The sequence below is a fragment of the Ruegeria sp. AE3 genome (assembly GCF_056542225.1).
This window is the reverse complement of sequence record NZ_JBQFZL010000001.1, coordinates 591,693-614,772: the sequence shown is the minus strand read 5'-3', so window position 1 is coordinate 614,772 and position 23,080 is coordinate 591,693. Positions and strand designations below refer to the sequence as shown.

Genomic DNA, 23,080 nt, shown 5'->3' with positions numbered 1-23,080 from the left:
GCTTTTTTTGTTCAGGTCGCGCGTCTGCTTCGTAACCAGTTGACCGCATCCCTGAAATCGAAAAGCAGGGAAATTACGTCAACGATCAGAAGCACCCAAAGAAACTTGGCAAAGGCAGTGCTCAGGGTCGCATCGGAAAACAACAAAAGCGCTACAATGACAACTAGTGGAACCCAGCACAGAATGTGCGGCAAGGCCATCGCGCCACTCATCCCGCGCGCAACCGCCATGATGGGTATGTTCAGCGCCATACCGGTAATCGCCAGAACAGCGATGAGCATCCCTTGTGGCTGATCCAGGAAAGCAAGCGGAACCAGATTAACCGGCACCAATATTACGGCCACCCAGATCTGCACCCAAAGGGGAAGCGCACGGAAACTGCGCCAAATATCCAGCACTATTGATTTCGCCTTTTCAGATACTTCTCCCGCGACATTAACAAATAAGCTGCGGGCGAACAGTGCGCTCACGGTAAAGTCAAAACACAGCAGAAAGGGCGCGTTCCAGTTTGCTGACGAGTTCGCCTATCTGTTCCTCTTCAATAATAAAGGGCGGCGCCAGCAGTACATGATCGCCGTTCCGGCCATCCCGCGTGCCAGCCATGGGATAGCAAATCAACCCTTCGTCCAGTGCTGCCTTTTTCACCTTACCTGCGATGCCACGTGATGGATCAAAAGGGGCCTTGCTGTCGCGGTCAGCGACCAGTTCAACACCACGGAACAACCCGCGCCCACGGATATCTCCCACGTTCGGGTGCTGTCCGAATGCAGCCTCGAGGGCGGATCGCAGCTTGTTGCCCATGACCCCGGCACGCGCAGGTAAATCCCGTTCGGTCAACTCACGGACTACCGCCAATGCGGCGGCTGTGGCGACCGGATGACCGACATAGGTGTGTCCATGTTGGAAAAACCCTGATCCGTCGCGGATCGCGTTATAGATCTTGCCGGTACACAGCATGGCTCCGATCGGTTGATATCCGGCCCCCAACCCCTTGGCGATACACAAAATATCCGGCGCGATGTCGTCATGATCGCAGGCAAACAGGTGACCGGTTCGGCCCATACCGCACATCACCTCATCCAAAATCAGCAACACACCATAGTGGTCGCAGATCTCGCGAATACGCTTGAAGTACCCTTCAACCGCAGGGACTGCGCCAAGGGTAGCCCCAACCACTGGTTCGGCCATAAATGCCATGACAGTATCAGGGCCCAGCCGCAGGATTTCGGATTCCAGCTCATTGGCCACACGCTGACCATAGTCAAAGCTGCTCTCGTCTTCCGGTTTTTCGGCATATTCGTAGCAGGCAGAGATATGCGTCATCTCGATCAGCATCGGGGCGAATTGTGCCCGTCTCCATGCGTTACCCCCTGCGGACAAAGCCCCCAAAGTGTTGCCGTGATAGCTTTGCTTTCGCGCGATAACGTGACGCCGTTCAGGCTGACCAATTTCAAGGAAATACTGGCGCGCCAGCTTGATCGCCGCTTCGGTCGCCTCGGACCCGCCCGAAACAAAATACACCCGGTCCAGATCCCCCGGCGCGTACCGGATCAACAATTCGGCCAAAGCCTCAGCCGGTTTTGATGTCATGAACCCTGTATGCGCAAAGGCAATCTGTTCCACCTGCTGCTGTACCGCTTGGATCACGGCCTGGCTCGAATGGCCCAGACAAGATACCGCCGCATCACCGCAATCCAGGTAACGCTTGCCCTTTGCGTCGATCAGATAACAGCCATCGCCGCCGACCGCGACAGGAAGGTCCGATTTCGTGTGACGTGGGAAAACATGACTCATTTCTGTGCCCTTCCAAGCAATTCGACTAATGCTGCAACCGAGGCCGCGTTATCTGCCCACGGCCTGCCATCCGGCCCCGTCAGACTGTTTTCAAACCCAACCCGCACGTCACCACCGCGTCGCGCAGCCTCAGCCAGACAGGCATGTTCTTGCGTTCCAAAGGCGCACACCATCCAACTGGCCGGGCATTCTGGAAAGGCGTCGAGATCGGCAGGCACAGATTGCTGGCCATCGCTGTATCGCCCCAGAACAAGCAAACGATCTGTCTGATCCGCCTGTACGATGCCCAAAGCGAGCCACTGTTCCAGTAAACGTGCGTCCTCAGTATCATACAAGATATGCTGAACCCGTGTGCCCTGATCCGCACATAGTGCATAGACCCTGGGCGCAAGGTTCAGATCGCGGGCGATTTCACGCACCGAGATTGATGCCCATTCAGGTCGCACCTTTTGCAAACAGTCCAGTTGCGATGCCACGTCGAACTGCCCGGCAGCTTCGGTCGTGATCTGTAGCTCCATTTTTGGAACTTCGCGCTGCAATTCCGCAAGCGTTTCCCGGTACAATCCGGCGTCCAGTGAATGCCGTCCGTCTGCATCCCGAATATGCAGATGCAACCCATCCGCACCTGCGGCATGGCAATCCCGCGAAGATATGACGATCTGATCAATCCTGAGTGGCAAGGCTGGATGATCCAACGCGTACCGCCGGGCACCGTTTGGCGCAACTAGAATGTAGGGCCTGTCCGAGCTGTTAGTTGTTTTTGATGTCATAGCACCACCCAAGTCTTTGCCCTCAGTTAGATTCGCTGGATGATGTTTTCAATTTACACAAAAGAAAACATATGTTTCTTTTCGGCATGACGCCCACCCTTACAGCCTTGACCAGCCAAATCCGACGCGAGATCGACGGAATGCCTGCGCAGATGCAAGTCGCAGCGAAATATATTATCGACCATCCAGGTGATTTCGGCCTGAACCCGGTCCGAGCGACAGCCGACCGGATCAGCATCAGCACCAGTGTTCTTGTTCGACTGGCGCAGCGTATGGGATTCGACAGTTTTGACGCCTTTCGCCACCCATTTCGCCTTGCTCTCACAACCGACAGTGAAGACAGGATTGGTCAGGAATGGTTAACCACGTCACCCAGACAAGACCCTTTCAATGACGCACAGGCCAGATTTGCGCGCAATGAGATGAATGTTGTGTCCCGATCCCTGCGCCTGATGGAGCCGCAATTGGCCAAGCGTGCCGTTGAATACATGGTGTCTGCACGTCGTTGTTATGTGACCGCCACAAGGTCCAGTCATGCGCTGGCCTATTATTTTCACTACGCCGGCCGCATGGCCCATCCCGGATTACAGCTGATACCAAGACACATGGGCTCGGCTGTCGATGACCTGGTCGAGGCCACGTCCGAGGATTGTTTGTTTGCCATCACCGTCCATCCCTATTCCGCAGATACGATCCATTCGATGCGTTTTGCCCGCGACCGGGCCATGAAGATTGTGTTGCTGTCGGATAGCGAGGTGATTGCACCCGGCGTCAACCCGGATGTCGTTCTGCCCGTCAGCACCCGCACTTTACATCCGTTTTCTAGCTTTTCTGGCGCGATGGCGGTTCTGGAATGCCTGCTCGGACATCTCTTTGATGCAGGAGGAGACGCCGCACGGGATAGGGTCGAACAGTTTCAAAAAGCCCGGGAGGACACCGGCGCGTATTGGCGACCCGGCGTATTGCCAAGGATGAGAAAACCCTAGAATATCAATAGTACATTGGCCGCAAGTACGGTGTGATACGCCATATCGCGGACCTTGACGGCGGTCAGTCGTTTCTTTTCGCCCGCGGCTGAGGTCTGGTCGGGATTTCCTTCAACAATCCGCCAACCCCCATTCCGGCAATATCTGCACCTGTTGTTTCAATCCCGCATGCGACACGCGACAGCACCCAATCGGCCCCGTTCAACGCCGGAGAGCGCGCGCATCCCGGCAAGCCGATCACAGGTCGGCCCTGCAAGTCCCCAAGAAACAGCAGGTTTCCCGGATCAACCGGCATACCAAAGCGATCAATCGTCCCGCCAGCCAGCCGAACGGCCGACGGTGCGACATCGTTGGGATCCGAGGTGGCCGATCCCGTCAATATCATCAGAAGATCGCCTTTCCCCATAGAAATCGCGCTGGTCAAGGAATCTGTTCGATGCGGAACAATCTGCACCTCCGCAAGCTCCATTCCCAATGCCTCGACCCGTCCCCGAATGGCCGCAATCCCCTTTTCGTTCGGTGGACCACCGGGAATTTCCGTTACAACAAGACCGGCTGTCCGATGAACAGGCCGCGCCAGACGCACAGCTCCTTGTGCCAGCCCGGCGGCGCGCTGAACATCAGCCTCTGGCACGGCATATGAGATGACCTTAATGGTCGCCACCATGCCGTTCGCACCCATTTGCTGGTACTGCGGAACGGTCGCAACGGTAATCATTGGATTGACCAGATTGAACAATTCAAGTGCACGAACATCGAGCACGGCAACCCCAGGCCCGTCGGCCAAAAGGTTTATCCGCCCGGTAAATGCCTCGGTAACACGCAAGTTGGCTGATGCCGGATCAGGTGCCAGCGCAGACGCCAGCTTACGTGCCGCCTGATCTTCATGGCAATCGCCGGAATCCAGTCGGGCAACAATGACCTCGCTTAGACCAGCCTTTTCCAGTTGCGCCACATGTTCCGAGCGCAATTCAAGCCCCTTGCGAAGCTTTCGCCCATCCGCTGTAACCGAATGCGCCAGAATGGCCCCCTCTGCCTGGGACACCGGCACAGGCCCAAATTTCATGCTTTCCCTCGCAGAACTGCAGTGATCTGCGCCAGTATCGCAACCGCGATTTCCGAGGGACCGGCGGCCCCGATATCCAGGCCAATGGGCCCATGAATGCCAGAGATTTGCGCATCGGTAAAACCCGCCGCTTTCATACGCTCAATGCGCTTGGCATGGGTGCGTGTTGACCCCAATGCACCGATATAGAACACATCGGCGGCCAACGCGGCTTGTAGCGCCGGATCGTCAAGTTTTGGGTCATGTGTCAGCAGGACAATAGCGGTCCGCGCGTCCAGTCCCAGCTTCGCAACGGCTTCATCCGGCCAATCCGTCAGGATCGTTTCACCGGGAAAACGTGCTCTGGACGCAAAGGCGTCACGCGGGTCGATAATGGTTGGATCATAGCCCGCAATCCGCGCCATCGGCACCAGAGCCTGCGCGATGTGAACCGCCCCAACGACCAGCAACCTCAGCGGTGGGTTATGTACTGCGACAAAGGTCTGGCCATCCTCTTCGAACCCTGACCGATCCATACGCAGCCTGTCGGCATAAGCATTGCGGCGCAACGCCCTGCGCCCGGTCTCGACATTGACTTCGTAGGCAACGGGCTCACGAGCGGCCCGAGCGGCAACCAGTTCCGCCAACATAGATTCGGGCAGGACTTCTCCTATGGGTTCGACAAGAATGCGTATAGTCCCCCCACAGGCCAAACCAACCGCGAAAGCATCGTCGTCACTGATCCCGAATTCAAGCAAACGCGCTTCGCCTTCATCAATGGCTTCAAGCGCCTCGACGATAACAGCACCTTCGACACATCCACCAGAAACGGAACCTTCTATCCGACCATCGCCACCAATCACCAATTGGGATCCCACCCGCCGCGGTGCACTGCCCCAGGTTTCGACAACTGTAGCGAGCGCCGCGCCGCGCCCGCTGCGGTGCCAGTCAAGCGCCGTTTCAGGACTGTTGTCGAATCGTTCCATCGGAACCTCCGGATGACCTATGACACCAACATAAGCGGGAATTGCGTGATGAAAAGCGCATCAGGCTTACCAAAAGGTCTATATTGAACCCCATAAGGCAACGCCATTGCCCGAGCCATATTCAACAAATCATAGCATTGATTGTTTGTGACCCGAGTTCTAGCCTGTGCAGGCAACCGACTTCAGGTCTGGCTTGCATACCATACAAATCATAGATCGGAGACATGCAGTTGAAACGTATTCTTGCATTGGGCGCGGCAGTTGGTCTTTTGACTTCAACCGCAGCGTGGGCTGACACATTCCAACGCTATGGAGAGGTTGAAGGCTGGAAAGTCTTCATCGACACTGAAAAGAAATCCTGCCTGATCGAGGCGGTGGATGATGCGGAAAACGTCGTTCAGATGGGCCTGACCGAAGATCGTGGCGTGGGATATGTCGGCATCTTCACCAAGGCTGAAACCGATATCAAACGTGGCGAGACGCAAGAAGTCGCCATCCTGCTGGGCGACAACATATATCTGGGTGAAGCGACCGGCATGAAAGGTAACATCACCAAAGGCTATTCCGGTGGTTATGTTCTGTCGGACAGCCCACAGTTCGCGGATGATCTGGCCAAGAAGAAGGTCATGATCGTGTTTCCCGAGACATCCTACGCCTTCACCGTCGATCTGACAGGCACTTACAAAGCCATGGAGATGGCCCGCAAGTGCAATGAAGAACAGCTGTCGTAAGCTGCTAGTCGGAAAGCGCGGCCATCAGCCGTGCTTTCTGCCCCTCATCGTCGGGTTGTGAAATCGCTGCGGCCAAGTCTTCGAGTGAGGCAATCGAATGCCCTGCGCGAAAACTGTCAACATGCGGTAGCATCGCGGCAACCCCTTGCGCCCTGGGCGCGAACCCGTCCCAACGCAACAAGGGATTCAACCAGATCAGGCGTTTTGAGGACAGGTGCAGACGCTCGATCTCTTTCCTGAGGAGCTCGGGATCATCCCGCTCGAGCCCGTCTGTGATCAACAGAACAACCGCCCCCTGCCCCATCACCCGGCGTGACCAGTCCCTATTGAATTGATGCAGGCACTCTCCGATACGCGTGCCGCCCTCCCAATCCTGCGCCTCGGCCCCTGCTGCGGCAAGTGCCGCGTCTACATCCCGTTGGTGCAGGTGGCGCGTTATGTTGGTGAGGCGTGTGCCGAATGTGAAGGCATGGACCTTGGCCCAACCCGCTCCCTTGGCGTTGGACACTGAATGCAGGAAATGCAGGATGATCCGACTGTACTGGCTCATCGAGCCGGAAATATCGCAAAGTGCGACAAGATTTGGCCAGCGTAGTTTGGGCTGTAGCCTGGCAATTTCGCGCAACTCACCCCCTTGCCGCATGGCCGCGCGCAATGTGCGGGCACGGTCGATGCGGTGCCCCAAATGACTTGTCTGCCCGCGGCGTGATTCAATTGGCTTTACCGGCAGTGTCATCCGCGCCAATACGCGCTTGGCCTGCGCGATTTCGGCCGTGCTCATCTGCTCGAAGTCCAGATTGCGCAGCCGTTCCTCGGATGAGGCGGTCTGGGTCGCGTCGATTTCGATCTCGGTTTCGCCTTCCTCTTGCCCGGCAGCGTCCGGCAAATCACGCTCAACCCCGTCCAGCAGTGCCTCAGCCGCGCGCTTTTCACCGGCGTCGGCCTTGCGCACCTCCTGAACGCCCCGAATTGCAGGAAGCATCATCGCCATCATGTGTTCCATGTAACGCGGGTCTCGCCAGTACATTCGGAAGACTTGCGCAAAAATCACGCGGTGTTCCGGGCGGTTCACGAAACAGGCGTGTAAGGTCCAGTAGAAATCCTGTTTCTCGGAAAAACCTGCCGCCTGCACGGCACGAATAGCGTCGATCACGCGACCGGGTCCGATTGGCAGCCCAGCCTTTCTGAGTGCGCGGGCAAAATGGGTGATGTTGTGCGCCAGCTTTGGGTTGTCCGGGATATCCAGCGGAAGTTGTTCGGCCATCAGACGTTACGGGGGCTCTGCCCCCATACCCCCGGAGTATTTGAAAAAAGATGAAACATCAGACCGGTTCGAGCGTGGCCTTGGCCTCGTCGAGGATGCGTTTTGCCTCGGACCCCTGAAGTTTTTGAATGTCGTCCTGATATTTGAGGATCGCACCCAGCGTATCCCCGATCACCTCGGGGCTGAGGTTCATCACATCCAGCGCCAACAGGCATTTCGCCCAGTCGATGGTCTCGGCCACACCGGGTTTCTTGAACAAATCCTCGGTGCGCAAACGCTGAACAAAGGCTACAACCTCGCGACTGAGTGCTTCCGCAGCTTCAGGCGCACGGGCGTGCAGGATTTCGAGCTCACGCTCGAAGTTGGGGTAGTCGACCCAATGATAGAGGCAACGGCGCTTGAGAGCATCGTGCACTTCCCGCGTCCGGTTCGAGGTGACGATCACGATGGGCGGTTCAGGTGCTTTTATAGTGCCAAGTTCGGGGATGGTGACCTGAAAGTCACTGAGCGCTTCGAGCAGAAACGCTTCAAACGGTTCGTCGGTCCGGTCCAATTCGTCGATCAGCAGAACTGGCGCTCCGTTTTCGTCCGGGCGCATCGCCTGCAACAAGGGGCGTTCGATCAGGTATTCGTCCGAGAACAGTTCAGTCTGCAACGCGCCCCGGTCGGCCCCACCCGCGGTCTCAGCCGTTCGGATCGCGACCATCTGCGCCGGAAAATTCCATTCGTAAACAGCTGACGACGCATCCAGCCCTTCGTAGCACTGCAACCGGATCAGGCGCCGGTTCAACCCGGATGCCAGAGCCTTGGCGATCTCGGTCTTTCCAACCCCTGCTTCGCCTTCCAGGAACAACGGGCGTCCAAGCTTCAGCGACAGGAACACAACCGTCGCAAGGGCACGACCGCAGACATAGCCCTGACGACCCAGCATCTGCTGCACGGCATCGATGGAATCTGGCTGTGTCATGGAACCCCTCTCTGCTTTAGGGATAAACAGGTCATGCAAGTGTCTGGGCGTCAAGGCCTCAACCTTGGACAGAGCTACGACGTTCAGGTCGGTTGACAAGATTTTTTTTGTGCCTTGCGCGGACGCAGTTGGTCTTTCGCAACAGCTATGCTAGCGGAAGGCCATGACCGACACCCTTACGCTCCGCCGCCCCGACGACTGGCATCTGCATCTGCGCGATGGCGCGATGCTACAGGCCGTCCTGCCCGAAACCGCGCGCCATTTCGCCCGTGCGATCATTATGCCGAACCTTGTACCGCCGGTTGTGCGCGGCGATCAGGCCGCCGCCTATCGAGACCGCATTATGGCGGCTCTGCCCGATGGTATGACGTTCGAGCCGTTGATGACCCTGTATCTGACCGAAGATACAGATGCCGCAGATGTCGCAGCGGCCCATGCCAACGGTCTGATCAAAGCCGTCAAGCTGTATCCTGCCGGGGCTACCACCAACTCCGCCTCAGGTGTGCGCGACTTCGACAAAGTGCGCCCGGTGCTTGAGAAGATGGCCGAAATTGGCCTGCCCATGTGTGTGCATGGCGAGGTGACGGATCCCGAGATCGACATATTTGACCGCGAAGCCGTGTTCATCGACCGTGTTCTGGATCCGATCCGCAGATCGACTCCGGGCCTGCGTGTTGTGATGGAACATATCACCACGTCCAATGGTGTGGATTATGTCAAAGCCAACGCGGTTGATCTGGGTGCAACGATCACGGCGCATCACTTGATTATCAACCGCAACCATATCCTAGTTGGTGGCATCAAACCGCATTACTATTGCCTTCCTGTTGCCAAGCGCGAGGAACACCGTCTGGCCCTGCTATCCGCCGCAACATCGGGCGATGCGCGGTTTTTTCTGGGCACGGACAGTGCCCCGCACACGGATGCAAACAAGGAAATGGCTTGTGGCTGTGCGGGCTGTTTTACGGCGACCAACACCATGTCTCTGGTGGTTGAAATGTTTGACCGGGAAGGTGCATTGGAAAAGCTGGAAGGCTTCGTGTCGCTCAACGGGCCGGGTTTCTATCGCTTACCGGTGAACCAGGATATGATTACCCTGACCAAGGGTGAGCCCGTTTCGTATCCCTCAAAGATTGAAACAGGCGATGGACCAGTGACTGTATTTGACCCGGGCTTTCCGTTGCACTGGTGCGTGGCTTAACCCGCCATACGTTCGGCCAGATCGCGGGCACGTCCCCCAGTGCGCAGCATCGACCAGATCGTGTCCGCCTCATCCGCACCGATCAGCTTGGTCGCTTTGTCGCGCACGCGATCCTCACGGTCCGACAACGACACTGTGTTCAGCAGATCATGCGTCGCTTCGCGGCGAATGCCATCGCGACGCAGCAGGAACAGATGCGCCTGCGTTTCTGACAGGCTGTCATCTGCCTCGACCGTGATGCGGTCGCGCAAAGACGTTATACGCGGGTCGACGCAGACCTTGTCGGTGAAACTACCAGGCAAAGCCGTATCATATCCCAGCGCCTGCATCGCGATCACTGTCCGATAGGAAAACTTGGCCCCCAGTCCGGTTGACGGTGACAGTTGATTGCACACACTCATCCAGCGCGGATGAGTCTTAATCTGGATCTCGGCGACCTCTGGCTCCGCTATGTCCAACTCCCGCGCGGCTTCCAGAGCGGCGTGAAGACCGTGGCAACAGGCGTGAAACTTGTGGCTGACCGTTTCAAACAGCCATTCATCGCCCAACCCATCCAGAGCAGTTTGATCCGCTGCACCTTGATGCGTTGCCCCAAATCCATAAGGACCCTCCAGCGCGTCGGCGTTGGCCTGAAAACCGCGCTGTACCAGCAAGGCCGTCTCGACCCCTGCTGAAGCGGCAAGTCCGGCATTATACGGCTTGCCCATGGTTCCGAACTGCGCCTTCAGCCCCGCCGCACGCGTCGCCGTCAGACCCAGAACCATTCGCATCTGGTTTGCGTCAAAACCCAGCAAACGGCCAACAGCGACTGCCGCCCCAAAGGCACCGGATGTCGCCGTCTGGTGAAACCCTGCCTGATAGTGACCGCGCCCCAGCCACAAGCCAATTCGGATTGAGGTTTCCATACCCACCAAAGCGGCTTCGAGAAAGTCGACAAGAATACGGTCATCCCATTCGGCCACCGCAAGGGCTGCAGGCAAAATGGCGACGGAAGGATGCCCGATATGGGCGAAATGCGTGTCATCGTAATCCAGCGCGTGAGACACCGTGCCATTCACCAACGCCGCACCACGTAGCGGCGCCGAGCCGCCGCCAAAGAGATGCGCCTGAGGGTTCCCGCCTTCGGAAAGTATCATGTCGCGAACCGTGGTTGAGACGGGTTCGCGCGCGCCTGCCCGGCCCACAGCGACCCAGTCAAGAACAGATAGCGATGTGACGATTCGCGCCTGAGACGACGTAGAAATCGGCCCTGCCGCAAAAGCGGCCAATGATACTGTAAATTCCGTCATGCGCGTAGTCTAGCGTGCGCCTGACAAGGGTAAAGACCTAGCTGTAGAGTTCTTGCGCGCGCGCCTCGAACGCGCGCACGATCCGATGCATCGCTTCGTTGAAAACCACACCGATAATCCCTTGCAGGATGGCGTTCTTGAATTCGAAATCCACATGGAACGAGACGTTGCAGCCCCCATCAGGCGCGTCCTCGAACTGCCAGTCGGATTTCATGTATTTGAAGGGGCCGTCCAAGTATTCGGTGTCGATTTTCTTTTGATCCGCAAACAGGGTGACTTTGCTGCCAAATCGTTCCCGGAAAACCTTGAACGAGATGACCAGATCAGCCTCCATCACCTCAGCCTCTTCCATCGCATAGGTCTTGCGAATGCGGGCAGCAGCACACCATGGCAGAAATTGGGGGTACTTGGCCACATCGGCAACCAGGTCGTACATCTGCTGGGCTGTATACGGCAGGTGGCGGGTTTCCGAATGGATAGGCATGACGTCCGGTATTTGCAGGTGACAATGGCGCGTCATGTCGTATGTTGCGCGCCAAAGATCAAGGGGGCTGCGATGACTGACCGCGCATATGTGATAGATGAGATGATCTCGGCAAAGGCCATCGCCGCTCGAATCGAGGAGCTGTGTCGCGACATTTCGGCAGAGTTCAAAGAAACAGACAAGCTGGTGGTCGTGGGTCTGCTGCGCGGCAGCTTTGTTTTCATCGCCGACCTTGTGCGCGAACTTGACCTTCCGATCGAGGTGGATTTCCTTGAAGCATCTTCTTACGGAGACGCGATGGAGAGCAGCAGGGAAGTTCGCATTCTCAAAGACTTACGCGGCGCAATTGAAGGGCGCGACGTGCTGGTTGTCGAGGATATCGTTGACACAGGCCATACGTTGAACCATGTCACCAAGTTGCTGCAAAGCCGTAACCCCGCGCGCCTGAAATCCATTGCCTTGCTAGACAAGCCGAGCCGCCGCGAAGTGGATTTCCGATCAGACTGGATCGGTTTTGAGATACCAGACGAATTTGTCGTGGGTTATGGAATTGACTACGCCCAACGCAATCGCAACCTGCCCTATATTGGCAAAGTCCGCTTTACGGACGAATAGCCCGAGCGGGCCTTTTCCGGCCTCGTACTCAGACCCGATAAAAATTCATTATTTAGAATATCAATAGACAACCATCGCCTCGTCGCTTTACCCTTCAGGTAGTCACAGGAGGAATTTTGATGAAGCGTCTTATCGCGATAGCTGGCGTTATTATGGTGATCGTGTCCATTTCAAGCGCGTCATATGCAAAAGACAACAAGGGCAAAGGACAAGGTGCCAACAAAACCAAAGTAGAGAAATCCATTAAGTCAAACGGCAAGGCTGTTCCGCCCGGTCAAATCAAACGATACACCCGAGGTCAGAAATTACCGGACGACCTGGATTTTGACTATATTGACGACCTCGACAACTGGAAGCTCAAACCGCTGAAGCCGGGGCAACGGTATATTCGGGTCGACGACGAAATAATCTCGATATCAGATGATACGAAGACTGTAATAGAAGCTGTTGGAATCGTTGGCGATCTGATGAATTGAAAGCCTCGGTCCTAGCAGTCGCGGCCTAACACAGCTTCGATGGTCCTCAGAAATATCCCGGTCCCAATCGGAATAAGCGCATCCGGGAAATCATAGTCCGGGTTATGCAACTGGGGTTGGTCACTTCCCGACCCCAACCAGAACATGGCGGTTTTCGCGCTTTTTCCGAACTGGCCGAAATCTTCTGAAAACCGCTGTGGCTGATCGACCAATCTGCAAAAAACGCCCTGCTCCGTGCAGGCCTTGGACAGGATCGAAACTGCTTCCGGGTGATTGGCACAAGCCTCAAACACTTCGTCATAACTGATTTCGACCGCCAGCCCTTCGGCTTTGGCCGTTTCGTGGACCAACGATTCAGCGTCGCTGATCAGCTGCGCCATTCGCGCGTCCGTGACTGTGCGAAGCGTCACCCACAGCTCGGCCCGCCCCGGTGCTACTCCGACCGTGCGCTCACCCAACGTGGCATGTGTGACGGTGGTCAATGCGTAGTCGTCATTCAGATCCCCTCCGCCACCTAACGCGGTCAAAGCCGGCATCAGACTTGCCAGCGCACTGGCAGGTGACACCCCATCTTGCGGAGCAGCGGCATGCGACGTCTTTCCAGTCAAAACAATCTGCATCCCGCGTGAGGCACAGTTGGCAGGACCGTCACAAATTTCGACCGCGCCCAACTCCAATCCTGGTAAGTTGTGCAAAGACAGTACGAGGTCGGGCGCAACCCCGGCGAACTGGGGATCAGCCCGGAAAGCGATTGCACCATGGCCGGTCTCTTCTGCTGGCTGGAAGATCAATACGACGCGGCCCTTCTTGGGGCGGTGATGTTTCAACCCGTCTGCTACGCCCAGAACCATTGTCATATGCCCGTCGTGGCCGCATAAATGCCCTTTTCCCGCGACCTGTGATACGTAGGAATGGTCCGCCAACTCCTGGATCGGCAACCCATCCAGTTCGCAGCGAATGCCCAGGGTGGGACCAGGTTGGCCACTTTCGAAAACGGCGGCAATCCCGTGCCCACCTATTCCGGTCAGGACATGGTCAGCGCCTGCGTCGCGCAGAAGTTCAGCCAACCGTGCTGCGGTATTCTTTTCCTGTCCCGAAAGTTCAGGCTGTTGATGCAGCTCGTGGCGCAGACATGTCAGTCGCGCGATCTGATCCGGTGTCACGCGTGTTGCAGCTTTTCTAGACGCGCCGCGCGCAGCCGGGCAAAATCATCACCAGCGTGATAGGAAGACCGGGTCAACGGTGACGCAGATACCATCAGAAAGCCTTTGCCGTAAGCTGCCTTTTCGTATGACGCGAACTCGTCGGGTGTTACGAAACGATCAACACCGTGGTGTTTCGGTGTTGGTTGCAGATACTGGCCAATCGTCAGAAAATCGATATCCGCCGCGCGCATGTCATCCATGACCTGACGCACCTGCTGTTCGTTTTCGCCAAGCCCAAGCATGATGCCAGACTTGGTAAAGATCGACGGATCAAGTTCTTTCACCCGCTGCAAAAGACGCAGTGAATGGAAGTACCGCGCGCCGGGGCGAACCTCGGGGTACAAACCCGGTACGGTTTCCAGATTATGATTGAAGACGTCCGGCTTTGCCTGAACCACAATTTCCAGAACGTCAGCATCGCATTTCAGAAAATCGGGCGTCAGAATCTCGATCGTGGTTTTGGGAGAGCGGTGCCGCACCGCGCGGATGGTCTGAGCAAAATGCTCGGCACCGCCATCACTCAGATCATCCCGATCAACGGAGGTGATAACCACATGGTTCAGGCCAAGTTTTTCGACCGCATGTGCCACCCGGCCGGGTTCAAAGGCGTCAAGGTCGTCTGGGCGGCCAGTAGCGATATTGCAGAATGTGCAGCCACGGGTACAGATCTCGCCCATGATCATCATGGTGGCGTGGCCCTGGCTCCAGCATTCGCCGACATTGGGGCATCCCGCCTCTTCGCAGACTGTGACCAGATTATTGTCGCGCATGATCCGGCGCGTATCTGCATAACCTTTGCCGCCGGGTGCCTTGACCCTGATCCAGTTCGGTTTCTTGGGCTGCGCATTATCCGGGCGGTGCGCTTTTTCCGGATGGCGCTGTTCGGGGATCTTCAGATCTCGCACGGGCAATATTCCTGACTTTAGGTCAATCTTGTCGCTCATAACATAAACAGATGTGCAGTGTTACACCAGCGGCGCATAGCCGCTATGCAACGCCGCCGCGCATGAGCGAAAACGAGATTGTAAAAATCCGTTTCACCGCATGTTTTCAATGAGTAATGAGAAGAGGTTATTAATTCAAAATGCGGCATATCGTCGATTGAAGGCAGTTTAGAACTGTTTTAAGTCACGGCAAAATCACAGGTGAATCACAGGAGCTTGAACATGAAATCCGGCGCAATACTGCCCAACGTGACCTTTCACACCCGTGTCCGCGATGACTCAATCGAAGGACCAAACCCATTCCGTTGGGAAGACAAGACCACCGCTGACTATTTTGCCGGAAAACGCGTGATCCTATTCTCATTGCCCGGCGCGTTCACGCCCACCTGTTCGACATATCAACTGCCCGGCTTTGAAAACGGATATGGCGATTTCATTGCCCAGGGTGTCGATGAAATCTACTGCATGTCTGTCAACGACAGCTTTGTGATGAACAAATGGGCGCAAGATCAGGGCCTGACCAACGTCAAGGTCATTCCGGATGGATCGGGCGAATTCACCCGTAAAATGGGTATGTTGGTTGACAAGGACAATCTGGGCTTTGGCATGCGGTCATGGCGCTATGCTGCCATCGTAAACGACGGTGTTGTCGAAGCCTGGTTCGAAGAACCTGGCCTGATGGATAACTGCCCCGAAGATCCCTATGGCGTGTCTTCGCCCGAAAACCTGATGAAACATCTTCAGGCGATGGCAGAACCCGAACTGGCTTGAGTAATAACAAGACGAAAAAAGGCCCGTTTTAACGGGCCTTTTTTTGTACCTTCAGCCAATCATGCGGTCGCGTTCAGCCTGATCCCGATAGTGACGTTTCAGCCGTTGTAACGCGATCCGCAGAACAATCTTTCCGGATCGTGCCGACCAACCCATGCGTTTTTCCGCCAGTTCCAACCCTTCGAGATAGCAACAACACCGCAGGGCAACATCACTTAGTCCGGGGCCAAGGTCAGACAGGGCCCGCGCCACGCGGTCCCGCGCATCCGATGATCCCTTTCCTCCGTGGCTTTCACTGTCATAACTGCTGCGGCCACCAGCCGTTAGAAACCGCTCCCAGTTCTGTGAAACCTGAGGACCAATCTGCGCCAACTCGAAATCTTCGCGCAACCGCTCTCCTGCGCTGACAAGCGATTCATCCAGAAAAGGCTTGCCATCGCGGTCGCGTCTGCGTGCAAGGGCAACCAACGGGCTTTCCGTGGCGCTATAGCGAATGCGCCTGATCCGGTCAGTCGCCCCACCCGATGTTTTTGCCTGAAACAACGACTGAGCTTCGGCAAATCCGACTTCGGTCCCCACCCGCGCCTTGTTTTCCGCTTTTGCGATCAGGTGGCTCAGTGCCGTTCGGCCAGCCGCAGAAATTCTGTACCGTGAAATGCGACCGGGGTTATCGCAGGAAATCCAGTCCTTTAAGGCCAGAGCCTGAGCGATCTCGCAATCGACGACCGCGGTTCTGGTCGCTCCGGCGTTGCCGGTGTCACGAACGACTACCGCTTTGTCCATTTCTTCAGCCACGGCAAGAACCGAACCTGTCTCGCTCAGGCGGCGCAGAATGCGCAATGCCTCTCTTTCGAACGCCTCTTCCTGGGCAGCTTCATCCGCGATCACGACCGAGTCGCCTGCGTCGTCGGGCATGGAAAAATGTGTTTCTGCCAGCGACTGCAACGCCGCATCCACCAAAGGATCGTCACGGCGCATCTCGATACGCCGGATTTGCCGGAGGATGGTTGACGCATGGCAACCTGCCGATCTCGCGATATCGCGGATCGAGCGTCCGGTTTCGGTATGAGCAAGGTATCTTTGCGCCCCCTCTGGAACCCATGCCGGAATGGTGAAAGCCATGTTGTTTTCCATGATTATTTGCCCTCGTCGACAAAACAAAATGTCACTTTTCGCCCTCGGATAGCGGGTTAACCAAATCTAACTAGAGGTCCATTCGTTACTCGTTCGTTAACCGCACAAGGCACGAACCAGATTTGATTCAAAAAGATAAACAGTCGTGAAACCATCGTTCGGAGAGGCTGTCACGCAGGCAACACCCGCTTAGGTTGTGCATTAAATAGTCCGGTAAACCTTCAGACACGGGACACGTAAGATGCAGGACCTGATGACAATGATCTCAATGCTTCACCGCCCACGCATGTTGGCAAGAGCCGCCAATTTCGGAGCGAGAGAGTACAACCGGGACAGGCATCTGCAACGTATTCTGGGATACGGGTCATTGCCGGGTTCAGGTCAGGCCCTGCTGCAATTGATGGAGATGGAAAAAGAGGTGAATGAACTGCGCAAAGAAGATGATGCCGCATACTCTCTGGTCCGGCATCTCGACATTCTTATCGCGCTGTTGGGTGAGGCGCGGCTGTATCAGGCCAACCGCGCCCCGGTCCTTCAATAATTAGGAAAACGCATCCGGCATGGAGGCCTTTTTCTCGGCGATATAGGCTTCCAGTGCTGCGGCTGTATCCGGCTCCATATGCGGTTGCTGATAATTCGCCAGCAGGTGTTCAACCCGCACAGAGGCCAGAGCCCGCGTATCACGCGCACCTTCTTCCTGCCAGGTTTCATATGGCTTGTAGTCCAGCAGATCGGACTTCCAGAACGATTCCTTGAAGTTCGCCTGCGTGTGGGCGCATCCTAGATAGTGCCCGCCGGGGCCAACTTCCCGGATCGCATCCATGGCCTGCGCGTTGTCATCATAGGCCACGCCCTTGGCCAGCGAATGCAAAACGCCCAACTGGTCGGCATCCATAACAAATTTCTCGAAGTCGGCCACCAGGCCACCTTCCAGCCAGCCGCAGGCATGCAGCATGAAGTTCACGCCAGCCAACAGACCCATGTTCAGCGAGTTCGCTGTCTCATAAGCCGCCTGCGCATCCGGAAGTTTCGAGCCGCAGAACGACCCTGCGGACCGATACGGCAAGTTCAGACGCCGCGCCAGCTGACCCGCGCCATAGGTGATATGCGAAGCTTCCGGCGTACCGAAGGTCGGCGCGCCAGAATTCATGTCGATCGAGGTCACGAATGCCCCAAAGATCGCGGGAGCACCAGGACGGACGATCTGGCTGTACGCCACACCGGCAAGAACCTCGGCCAGAACCTGGGTCAAAGTACCGGCCACCGAGACCGGCGCCATCGCACCGCCCACAATAAAGGGCGAGATGATGCAGGCCTGATTGTTGCGGGCATAGACTTCCAGCGAGCCCATCATCACATCGTCGAATGTCATCGGCGAGTTGATGTTGGTCAGCGACGTCATCACCGTGTTTTGCTGGACGAATTCCTTACCGAACAGGATTTCGCACATTTCAACCGAATCCTGCGCCCGGCTGGGATCGGTCACCGAGCCCATGAAAGGCTTGTCCGACAGGGTCATGTGCGCCTTCAGCATATCCAGATGGCGCTTGTTCACCGGAATGTCGGTCGGTTCACACACCGTACCGCCCGAATGGTGCAGCCACTTGGACATATAGGCAAGTTTCACGAACTTGTTGAAGTCGTCCATCGTCGCGTAACGACGGCCGCCTTGTGCATCGCGCACGAAAGGAGGGCCGTAAACCGGGGCCAGAACCATGTTCCGGCCACCAATCACGACCGACTTCTCGGGGTTGCGGGCATGTTGGGTGAACTCGCTGGGCGCTGTTTTAATCAGCTCACGAGCAAGGCCGCGCGGAATGCGCACGCGTTCACCGTCGATATCCGCACCCGCGTCGCGCCAGCGTTCCAGAGCGGCAGGGTTATCAACAAAGTTAACACCGATCTCTTCCAACACGGTTTCCGCGTTGTTTTCAATGATCTCCAGTGCCTCTTCGTTGAGGATTTCGAAGTTCGGAATGTTGCGTTCGATGTATTTCGCGGTCTCGATACGAACTGCAGTCCGCTCGGCACGGCGGGCAGCGCCACCGCCACCTCTCGCCCTGCGCCGGGTGTTTGCCTCAGTCATGAGAAGATCCCGTGTTGTTGGTTAGATTGAGCGTTTGATACAGGTTTGCCCGGACGCAAGCATAGGGATTGCGGCAAGTTGGGGGGAAAAGCGACATTGCCGTGCGGCAATCCGGCGAACCGGCCGCCAAGGGTGAAATCTGGAATTGGAAAGCGTACCCTTCTGCCCTGTCCAAGTGCGCCGACGGAGCCACCGGTGTAAACCCTCGAGTCAAAAATTTTTGCAGTGATCTTTTTTGATTCCCGCGCTGGAATCGGACCTCGCTCTTGCGAAATGTGCGGGCTTGCCCTAAGGCGCTGACATGACCCAGACATCCCACGACCGCCTTCTGATCATCGACTTCGGCAGCCAGGTTACGCAGCTTATTGCCCGCCGCCTGCGTGAGCTGAATGTCTATTGCGAAATTCACCCTTACCAGAATGTCACGATGGATTTCGTGCGGGAAATGGCCCCGCGCGCGGTGATCTTCTCGGGCGGGCCGGACAGTGTGACGCGCGAGGGCTCGCCCCGTGCTCCGCAAGAGATTTTTGACTATGGCGTGCCGATTCTGGGCATCTGTTATGGCCAGCAAGTGATGATGCACCAGCTTGGCGGCAAGGTCGAAAGCGGCCATGGCACGGCCGAGTTTGGTCGGGCTTTTGTCACGCCAAAAGACAAACTGGCAATTCTGAACGGCTGGTTTGACGACGGGGATGAACAGGTCTGGATGAGCCACGGCGACCACGTCAGTGAAATCGCACCGGGGTTTCAGGTCTTCGGCACATCGCCTAACGCGCCCTTTGCGATCACAGCCGATCCGTCGCGTCACTTCTATGCCGTGCAATTCCACCCCGAGGTGCACCACACGCCCAAGGGCGCGAAGCTGTATGCGAACTTCGTCAAGCTGGCCGGTTTCAAGGGCGACTGGACCATGGGGGCCTATCGCGAAGAAATGGTCCGCAAGATCCGCGAGCAGGTTGGCGACAAGAAGGTCATCTGCGGTTTGTCGGGCGGTGTTGACAGCTCGGTCGCGGCGATCCTGATCCACGAGGCGATTGGGAACCAGTTGACCTGCGTCTTCGTCGACCACGGGCTGTTGCGCAAGAACGAGGCGACAGAAGTCGTCGGCATGTTCCGCGACAACTACAACATCCAGTTGATCCACGCGGACGAATCCGAACTGTTCCTTGGCGAGCTTGAAGGGCAAAGCGACCCGGAAACCAAGCGCAAGATCATCGGTAAGCTGTTCATCGACGTCTTCCAAAAACACGCTGACACCATTGAAGGGGCCGAGTTCCTGGCGCAAGGGACGCTTTATCCGGATGTAATCGAATCGGTGTCATTTTCGGGCGGGCCTTCTGTAACCATCAAATCGCACCACAATGTCGGTGGCTTGCCGGAAAAGATGGGCCTGAAGCTGGTCGAGCCCCTGCGAGAGCTGTTCAAGGATGAGGTTCGCGCGCTTGGCCGCGAACTTGGCCTTCCACAGAGCTTCATCGGACGTCACCCTTTCCCCGGCCCTGGTCTGGCAATCCGCTGCCCCGGTGAAATCACCCGCGAAAAACTGGGCATCTTGCGTGAAGCTGATGCGATCTTTATCGACCAGATCCGTAAACACGGCCTCTATGACGACATCTGGCAGGCTTTTGTTGCCATCTTGCCAGTGCGGACCGTAGGTGTCATGGGCGACGGGCGCACCTATGACTACGCCTGCGCGCTGCGGGCCGTAACATCTGTCGATGGCATGACCGCGGACTACTACCCGTTCAGCCATGAATTCCTGGGCGAAACGGCAACGCGGATCATCAACGAAGTCAAAGGCATCAACCGGTGTACCTATGACATCACATCGAAACCCCCCGGCACCATCGAGTGGGAATGACCGGCGGGTGTCTGCGTAAAACTTAACTGATTGAGCGGCAAAACGCCCTACTCATTCAAGCCTTTGTACCGGGCAGTCAACTATACGACCTTGAATCTGGCGCACCTTCGGCGTTTGAATAGCCGGACGAACCTAGTCTGCTTATCATAAGCGCTTGGCTTTGCGGTCTTTTGGCAGCGCGGCCCCGCGACGAACCTGAGGGACGCTCGAAATGAGCCATGCGCAGAAAGACGTAATCAAGGCCGGTCTATGGATGACCGGCGCGATCGCCTCATTCTCTTCCATGGCGGTTGCAGGGCGTGAACTGAGTTCTGCGCATGATACCTTTGAAATCATGATGTATCGCAGCATCGTTGGGTTCGTTGTTGTTGCAACTGTCCTGACTGTGACTCGCAACTGGCAGCAAGTTTCGACGGAACGGCTGGGATTGCACGCCTTACGAAACACCTTACATTTCACGGGGCAAAATCTCTGGTTCTACGCCGTGGCAGTGGCTCCCTTGGCGCAGGTATTCGCGCTGGAGTTCACACAGCCGCTTTGGGTAATCCTGCTCTCGCCGCTGTTTCTGAACGAACGGTTGACGCCGCTCAGGTTGATAGCGGCGCTTATCGGGTTTTCGGGCGTTCTGATCGTCACGCGCCCCGGCGCTGCCCCTTTGAGCCCCGGCCTTATGACAGCCGCCGCATCCGCAGTATTCTTTGCGTTTACAACGATTACCACCAAGAAGCTCACGCGATTTGCCAGCATTGGGTGTATTGTTTTCTGGCTGACTACAATGCAAGCAGTCCTTGGGGCCACAGCCGCTGGCATCCATGGTCAGATTGCGCTTCCGACAATGCAGACCGCTCCCTATCTGATTTTGGTTGGGCTGGCGGGTTTGCTGGCGCATTTCTGTATTACCAATGCCCTATCCATAGCCCCGGCAACCGTGGTCATTCCCTTTGATTTTGCACGTCTTCCGACAATCGCAGTAATCGGGATGCTCCTCTATCATGAACCCATCGACCATTGGGTACTGATCGGCGCTGCCGTCATCTTTACTGGCATTTTCCTGAACATCTGGTCCGAAAATCGTAACAGTTTGGCAACAGTTCAGAACCGTAGTGGCAACAAGTAACGCACCGTCACCAGTTGACCTTAAACTAACTGAAAAGAAAGTATCGCGCATTACACACGGGTAAGCGCTGGACTCACTCAATTCTTCGCCAGGCAAATACTCGAAAAAAGTTCGGGAGGACAGAATGAAAACAACACTACTCGCAACGTGCGCATTGTGCGTTGGAGCAACGGCTGGTTTTGCAGGCGGTCTGGACCGCAGCGGTCAGGGTATCAACCTGATCTTTGAAGAAGGCTCTGCAGTTCAGTTTCGGTTGGGGTATACCGACCCAAGCGTGACCGGCACGATGCCAGACATTTTTGGTACAAACGGCGGCCAACCCATTAGTTCAGGTGAAGTTGCGAACGACTTTTTTACACCGCACCTTGGGTTCAAAACGGCGCTTACCGAAAAGCTTGATTTCGCACTGATCTATGATCAACCCTACGGTGCCGATATTCAGTATGCGGCCGCCTACCCGCTTTCGATCAACCCGGTTAATCCCACAGACCCCCGCGTGTTGCAGGCAACTGCTGACACTGATGCGATTACCGCTTTGCTACGGTACAAATTCGACGGTGGATTCAGTGCGATCGGCGGTATTCGCGCGCAGCGCGTCGAGGCTTCGATTACTGTTCCCATTACCGCAGGCTATCAGGTGAATACTGACGCAGATACCGCATTCGGGTATGTCGTGGGCGTCGCCTGGGAAAAACCTGAGATCGCCGCGCGCGTATCTCTGACCTATAACTCCAAGATCAGCCACGATCTTTCACAGACAGAATCCAGTGCTTTGACTGGAGGGTTGCCTGTAAACACTTCGAGTGAGATTGAAACACCGCAGTCTGTGAATCTGGATTTTCAAACGGGCGTGGCGCCCAAGACATTGTTGTTTGGCTCGATCCGTTGGGTCGACTGGCCACAACTTGTGTATAATCCGCCAAACTATCCGCCGACCAGCAACCTGGTTGACTATGACGACGCCACGTTCACCTACTCGCTGGGTTTGGGTTATCAGTTCTCGGAAGAGTTTTCTGGTGCTGTGACACTGGGCTACGAAACTTCCCAAGGTACGCCGGTTTCGAACCTCGGTCCGACAGATGGGTTCTGGAGCATCGGTCTGGGTGGCACGTATTCGCTTGAGAAGGCAAAAATCTCGGGCGGTGTTCGTTATACCGACATCGGGGATGCCACCGCGAATGGTGCTGGTCCCGCGGCACGTGGTACGTTCACAGGCAACAGCGCCTGGAGCGTTGGTTTCCAGATCACATACGCTCTGAACTGATCTGAGTAATCTTATGTAACTGTAAAGCCCCGCAGTTTCTGCGGGGCTTTTTCGCATGAACCGGGTCGCCGTTGGTTAACATCAATGAAA

Annotated in this window: 23 protein-coding genes; 10 read left to right on the top strand and 13 right to left on the bottom strand. The window is 56.3% G+C overall.

The window, feature by feature from the left end; all coding sequences use genetic code 11:
• Positions 1–11: 11 nt before the first annotated feature.
• The 3 genes from ACR0NZ_RS03020 to ACR0NZ_RS03010 all read right to left on the bottom strand — a co-directional run bounded on the left by ACR0NZ_RS03020 (position 12) and on the right by ACR0NZ_RS03010 (position 2,564).
• Complete coding sequence (locus ACR0NZ_RS03020) at positions 12–398, bottom strand: hypothetical protein (protein WP_480493298.1); 387 nt, start codon at positions 396–398, stop codon at positions 12–14.
• Positions 399–477: 79 nt separating this feature from the next.
• Positions 478–1,794, bottom strand: coding sequence for an aspartate aminotransferase family protein (locus ACR0NZ_RS03015; protein ID WP_480516856.1), 1,317 nt, complete (start codon positions 1,792–1,794; stop codon positions 478–480).
• On the bottom strand, positions 1,791–2,564 hold the full coding sequence (locus ACR0NZ_RS03010) for a beta-keto acid cleavage family enzyme (RefSeq protein WP_480516854.1): 774 nt from the start codon (positions 2,562–2,564) through the stop codon (positions 1,791–1,793). The genes ACR0NZ_RS03015 and ACR0NZ_RS03010 overlap by 4 nt, the downstream gene beginning before the upstream one ends.
• A gap of 71 nt (positions 2,565–2,635) precedes the next feature.
• Between ACR0NZ_RS03010 and ACR0NZ_RS03005 the strand changes: the two genes are divergently transcribed.
• Positions 2,636–3,550: a MurR/RpiR family transcriptional regulator gene (locus tag ACR0NZ_RS03005; RefSeq protein WP_480516852.1), complete on the top strand. Its 915-nt coding sequence runs from the start codon at positions 2,636–2,638 to the stop codon at positions 3,548–3,550.
• 64 nt (positions 3,551–3,614) lie between these two features.
• Here the strand turns inward: ACR0NZ_RS03005 and ACR0NZ_RS03000 are convergent, their stop codons facing one another.
• Both ACR0NZ_RS03000 and ACR0NZ_RS02995 read right to left on the bottom strand, forming a co-directional pair.
• A complete protein-coding gene (locus ACR0NZ_RS03000; RefSeq protein WP_480516850.1) occupies positions 3,615–4,616 on the bottom strand; it encodes a molybdopterin-binding protein in 1,002 nt (333 codons plus the stop codon).
• Positions 4,613–5,581 carry an XdhC family protein gene (locus tag ACR0NZ_RS02995; protein ID WP_480516848.1) on the bottom strand — a complete coding sequence of 323 codons (969 nt, stop codon included), beginning with the start codon at positions 5,579–5,581 and terminating at the stop codon, positions 4,613–4,615. Before ACR0NZ_RS02995 ends, ACR0NZ_RS03000 begins: the two co-directional genes overlap by 4 nt.
• A 224-nt stretch (positions 5,582–5,805) precedes the next feature.
• Between ACR0NZ_RS02995 and ACR0NZ_RS02990 the strand changes: the two genes are divergently transcribed.
• Positions 5,806–6,312 (top strand): hypothetical protein, encoded by a 507-nt coding sequence (locus tag ACR0NZ_RS02990; RefSeq protein WP_480472487.1) that lies wholly within the window; start codon positions 5,806–5,808, stop codon positions 6,310–6,312.
• 4 nt (positions 6,313–6,316) lie between these two features.
• On the opposite strand, the gene ACR0NZ_RS02985 is transcribed toward ACR0NZ_RS02990, so the two are convergent.
• Positions 6,317–7,576: a vWA domain-containing protein gene (locus ACR0NZ_RS02985; protein ID WP_480516846.1), complete on the bottom strand. Its 1,260-nt coding sequence runs from the start codon at positions 7,574–7,576 to the stop codon at positions 6,317–6,319.
• Positions 7,577–7,634: 58 nt separating this feature from the next.
• Entirely contained in the window at positions 7,635–8,543 is a 909-nt protein-coding gene (locus ACR0NZ_RS02980) for an AAA family ATPase (protein WP_480516844.1), read from the bottom strand.
• A 163-nt stretch (positions 8,544–8,706) separates the two neighbouring features.
• Here ACR0NZ_RS02980 and pyrC point away from each other — a divergent pair, with 163 nt between their 5' ends.
• Positions 8,707–9,744 carry a dihydroorotase gene (gene pyrC, locus ACR0NZ_RS02975; protein ID WP_480516842.1) on the top strand — a complete coding sequence of 346 codons (1,038 nt, stop codon included), beginning with the start codon at positions 8,707–8,709 and terminating at the stop codon, positions 9,742–9,744.
• Here the strand turns inward: pyrC and ACR0NZ_RS02970 are convergent.
• Positions 9,741–11,033, bottom strand: a complete 1,293-nt coding sequence (locus ACR0NZ_RS02970; RefSeq protein WP_480516840.1) for an MmgE/PrpD family protein — start codon at positions 11,031–11,033, stop codon at positions 9,741–9,743. The genes pyrC and ACR0NZ_RS02970 overlap by 4 nt on opposite strands.
• Before the next feature lie 37 nt (positions 11,034–11,070).
• Complete coding sequence (locus ACR0NZ_RS02965; RefSeq protein ID WP_480517734.1) at positions 11,071–11,517, bottom strand: type II toxin-antitoxin system RatA family toxin; 447 nt, start codon at positions 11,515–11,517, stop codon at positions 11,071–11,073.
• A gap of 72 nt (positions 11,518–11,589) precedes the next feature.
• Between ACR0NZ_RS02965 and hpt the strand changes: the two genes are divergently transcribed.
• Together hpt and ACR0NZ_RS02955 are read left to right on the top strand one after the other, a co-directional pair.
• Positions 11,590–12,132 carry a hypoxanthine phosphoribosyltransferase gene (gene hpt, locus ACR0NZ_RS02960; RefSeq protein WP_480516838.1) on the top strand — a complete coding sequence of 181 codons (543 nt, stop codon included), beginning with the start codon at positions 11,590–11,592 and terminating at the stop codon, positions 12,130–12,132.
• Between the two features lie 119 nt (positions 12,133–12,251).
• Complete coding sequence (locus ACR0NZ_RS02955; RefSeq protein ID WP_480516836.1) at positions 12,252–12,608, top strand: hypothetical protein; 357 nt, start codon at positions 12,252–12,254, stop codon at positions 12,606–12,608.
• An 11-nt stretch (positions 12,609–12,619) separates the two neighbouring features.
• On the opposite strand, the gene ACR0NZ_RS02950 is transcribed toward ACR0NZ_RS02955, so the two are convergent.
• Entirely contained in the window at positions 12,620–13,771 is a 1,152-nt protein-coding gene (locus ACR0NZ_RS02950; protein ID WP_480516834.1) for an amidohydrolase, read from the bottom strand.
• The gene (gene lipA / locus ACR0NZ_RS02945) at positions 13,768–14,718 is read right to left on the bottom strand and encodes a lipoyl synthase (protein WP_480516832.1); all 951 of its coding nucleotides are present in this window, start codon (positions 14,716–14,718) and stop codon (positions 13,768–13,770) included. The genes ACR0NZ_RS02950 and lipA overlap by 4 nt, the downstream gene beginning before the upstream one ends.
• A 261-nt stretch (positions 14,719–14,979) precedes the next feature.
• Here lipA and ACR0NZ_RS02940 point away from each other — a divergent pair, with 261 nt between their 5' ends.
• Positions 14,980–15,528 carry a redoxin family protein gene (locus tag ACR0NZ_RS02940; protein ID WP_480516830.1) on the top strand — a complete coding sequence of 183 codons (549 nt, stop codon included), beginning with the start codon at positions 14,980–14,982 and terminating at the stop codon, positions 15,526–15,528.
• 51 nt (positions 15,529–15,579) lie between these two features.
• Here ACR0NZ_RS02940 and ACR0NZ_RS02935 read toward each other — a convergent pair whose 3' ends face one another.
• Entirely contained in the window at positions 15,580–16,662 is a 1,083-nt protein-coding gene (locus ACR0NZ_RS02935) for a DUF6456 domain-containing protein (protein ID WP_480472465.1), read from the bottom strand.
• 241 nt (positions 16,663–16,903) lie between these two features.
• On the opposite strand from ACR0NZ_RS02935, the gene ACR0NZ_RS02930 reads away from it, so the two are divergent.
• Complete coding sequence (locus tag ACR0NZ_RS02930; protein ID WP_480516828.1) at positions 16,904–17,203, top strand: DUF6477 family protein; 300 nt, start codon at positions 16,904–16,906, stop codon at positions 17,201–17,203.
• Here ACR0NZ_RS02930 and ACR0NZ_RS02925 read toward each other — a convergent pair whose 3' ends face one another.
• The gene (locus ACR0NZ_RS02925) at positions 17,204–18,748 is read right to left on the bottom strand and encodes a trimethylamine methyltransferase family protein (RefSeq protein ID WP_480472461.1); all 1,545 of its coding nucleotides are present in this window, start codon (positions 18,746–18,748) and stop codon (positions 17,204–17,206) included.
• Between the two features lie 301 nt (positions 18,749–19,049).
• Between ACR0NZ_RS02925 and guaA the strand changes: the two genes are divergently transcribed.
• The 3 genes from guaA to ACR0NZ_RS02910 all read left to right on the top strand — a co-directional run bounded on the left by guaA (position 19,050) and on the right by ACR0NZ_RS02910 (position 22,990).
• Positions 19,050–20,609: a glutamine-hydrolyzing GMP synthase gene (guaA, locus tag ACR0NZ_RS02920; protein WP_480516826.1), complete on the top strand. Its 1,560-nt coding sequence runs from the start codon at positions 19,050–19,052 to the stop codon at positions 20,607–20,609.
• A 211-nt stretch (positions 20,610–20,820) separates the two neighbouring features.
• On the top strand, positions 20,821–21,726 hold the full coding sequence (locus tag ACR0NZ_RS02915; protein WP_480516824.1) for a DMT family transporter: 906 nt from the start codon (positions 20,821–20,823) through the stop codon (positions 21,724–21,726).
• 124 nt (positions 21,727–21,850) lie between these two features.
• Positions 21,851–22,990: an OmpP1/FadL family transporter gene (locus tag ACR0NZ_RS02910; RefSeq protein WP_480516822.1), complete on the top strand. Its 1,140-nt coding sequence runs from the start codon at positions 21,851–21,853 to the stop codon at positions 22,988–22,990.
• Positions 22,991–23,080 lie beyond the last annotated feature (90 nt).

What these genes read in the sequence shown, in the direction of transcription:
- ACR0NZ_RS03015 (WP_480516856.1), bottom strand. Translation starts at nt 1,794, where the DNA reads ATGAGTCATGTTTTCCCACGTCACACGAAATCGGACCTTCCTGTCGCG.
- ACR0NZ_RS03005 (WP_480516852.1), top strand. Translation starts at nt 2,636, where the DNA reads ATGTTTCTTTTCGGCATGACGCCCACCCTTACAGCCTTGACCAGCCAA.
- hpt (WP_480516838.1), top strand. Translation starts at nt 11,590, where the DNA reads ATGACTGACCGCGCATATGTGATAGATGAGATGATCTCGGCAAAGGCC.
- pyrC (WP_480516842.1), top strand. Translation starts at nt 8,707, where the DNA reads ATGACCGACACCCTTACGCTCCGCCGCCCCGACGACTGGCATCTGCAT.
- ACR0NZ_RS02970 (WP_480516840.1), bottom strand. Translation starts at nt 11,033, where the DNA reads ATGACGGAATTTACAGTATCATTGGCCGCTTTTGCGGCAGGGCCGATT.
- ACR0NZ_RS02965 (WP_480517734.1), bottom strand. Translation starts at nt 11,517, where the DNA reads ATGCCTATCCATTCGGAAACCCGCCACCTGCCGTATACAGCCCAGCAG.
- ACR0NZ_RS02940 (WP_480516830.1), top strand. Translation starts at nt 14,980, where the DNA reads ATGAAATCCGGCGCAATACTGCCCAACGTGACCTTTCACACCCGTGTC.
- ACR0NZ_RS02930 (WP_480516828.1), top strand. Translation starts at nt 16,904, where the DNA reads ATGCAGGACCTGATGACAATGATCTCAATGCTTCACCGCCCACGCATG.
- ACR0NZ_RS02990 (WP_480472487.1), top strand. Translation starts at nt 5,806, where the DNA reads ATGCAGTTGAAACGTATTCTTGCATTGGGCGCGGCAGTTGGTCTTTTG.
- ACR0NZ_RS03000 (WP_480516850.1), bottom strand. Translation starts at nt 4,616, where the DNA reads ATGAAATTTGGGCCTGTGCCGGTGTCCCAGGCAGAGGGGGCCATTCTG.
- ACR0NZ_RS02980 (WP_480516844.1), bottom strand. Translation starts at nt 8,543, where the DNA reads ATGACACAGCCAGATTCCATCGATGCCGTGCAGCAGATGCTGGGTCGT.
- ACR0NZ_RS03010 (WP_480516854.1), bottom strand. Translation starts at nt 2,564, where the DNA reads ATGACATCAAAAACAACTAACAGCTCGGACAGGCCCTACATTCTAGTT.
- guaA (WP_480516826.1), top strand. Translation starts at nt 19,050, where the DNA reads ATGACCCAGACATCCCACGACCGCCTTCTGATCATCGACTTCGGCAGC.
- ACR0NZ_RS02910 (WP_480516822.1), top strand. Translation starts at nt 21,851, where the DNA reads ATGAAAACAACACTACTCGCAACGTGCGCATTGTGCGTTGGAGCAACG.
- ACR0NZ_RS02955 (WP_480516836.1), top strand. Translation starts at nt 12,252, where the DNA reads ATGAAGCGTCTTATCGCGATAGCTGGCGTTATTATGGTGATCGTGTCC.
- ACR0NZ_RS02995 (WP_480516848.1), bottom strand. Translation starts at nt 5,581, where the DNA reads ATGGAACGATTCGACAACAGTCCTGAAACGGCGCTTGACTGGCACCGC.
- ACR0NZ_RS02925 (WP_480472461.1), bottom strand. Translation starts at nt 18,748, where the DNA reads ATGACTGAGGCAAACACCCGGCGCAGGGCGAGAGGTGGCGGTGGCGCT.
- ACR0NZ_RS02985 (WP_480516846.1), bottom strand. Translation starts at nt 7,576, where the DNA reads ATGGCCGAACAACTTCCGCTGGATATCCCGGACAACCCAAAGCTGGCG.
- ACR0NZ_RS02915 (WP_480516824.1), top strand. Translation starts at nt 20,821, where the DNA reads ATGAGCCATGCGCAGAAAGACGTAATCAAGGCCGGTCTATGGATGACC.
- ACR0NZ_RS02935 (WP_480472465.1), bottom strand. Translation starts at nt 16,662, where the DNA reads ATGGAAAACAACATGGCTTTCACCATTCCGGCATGGGTTCCAGAGGGG.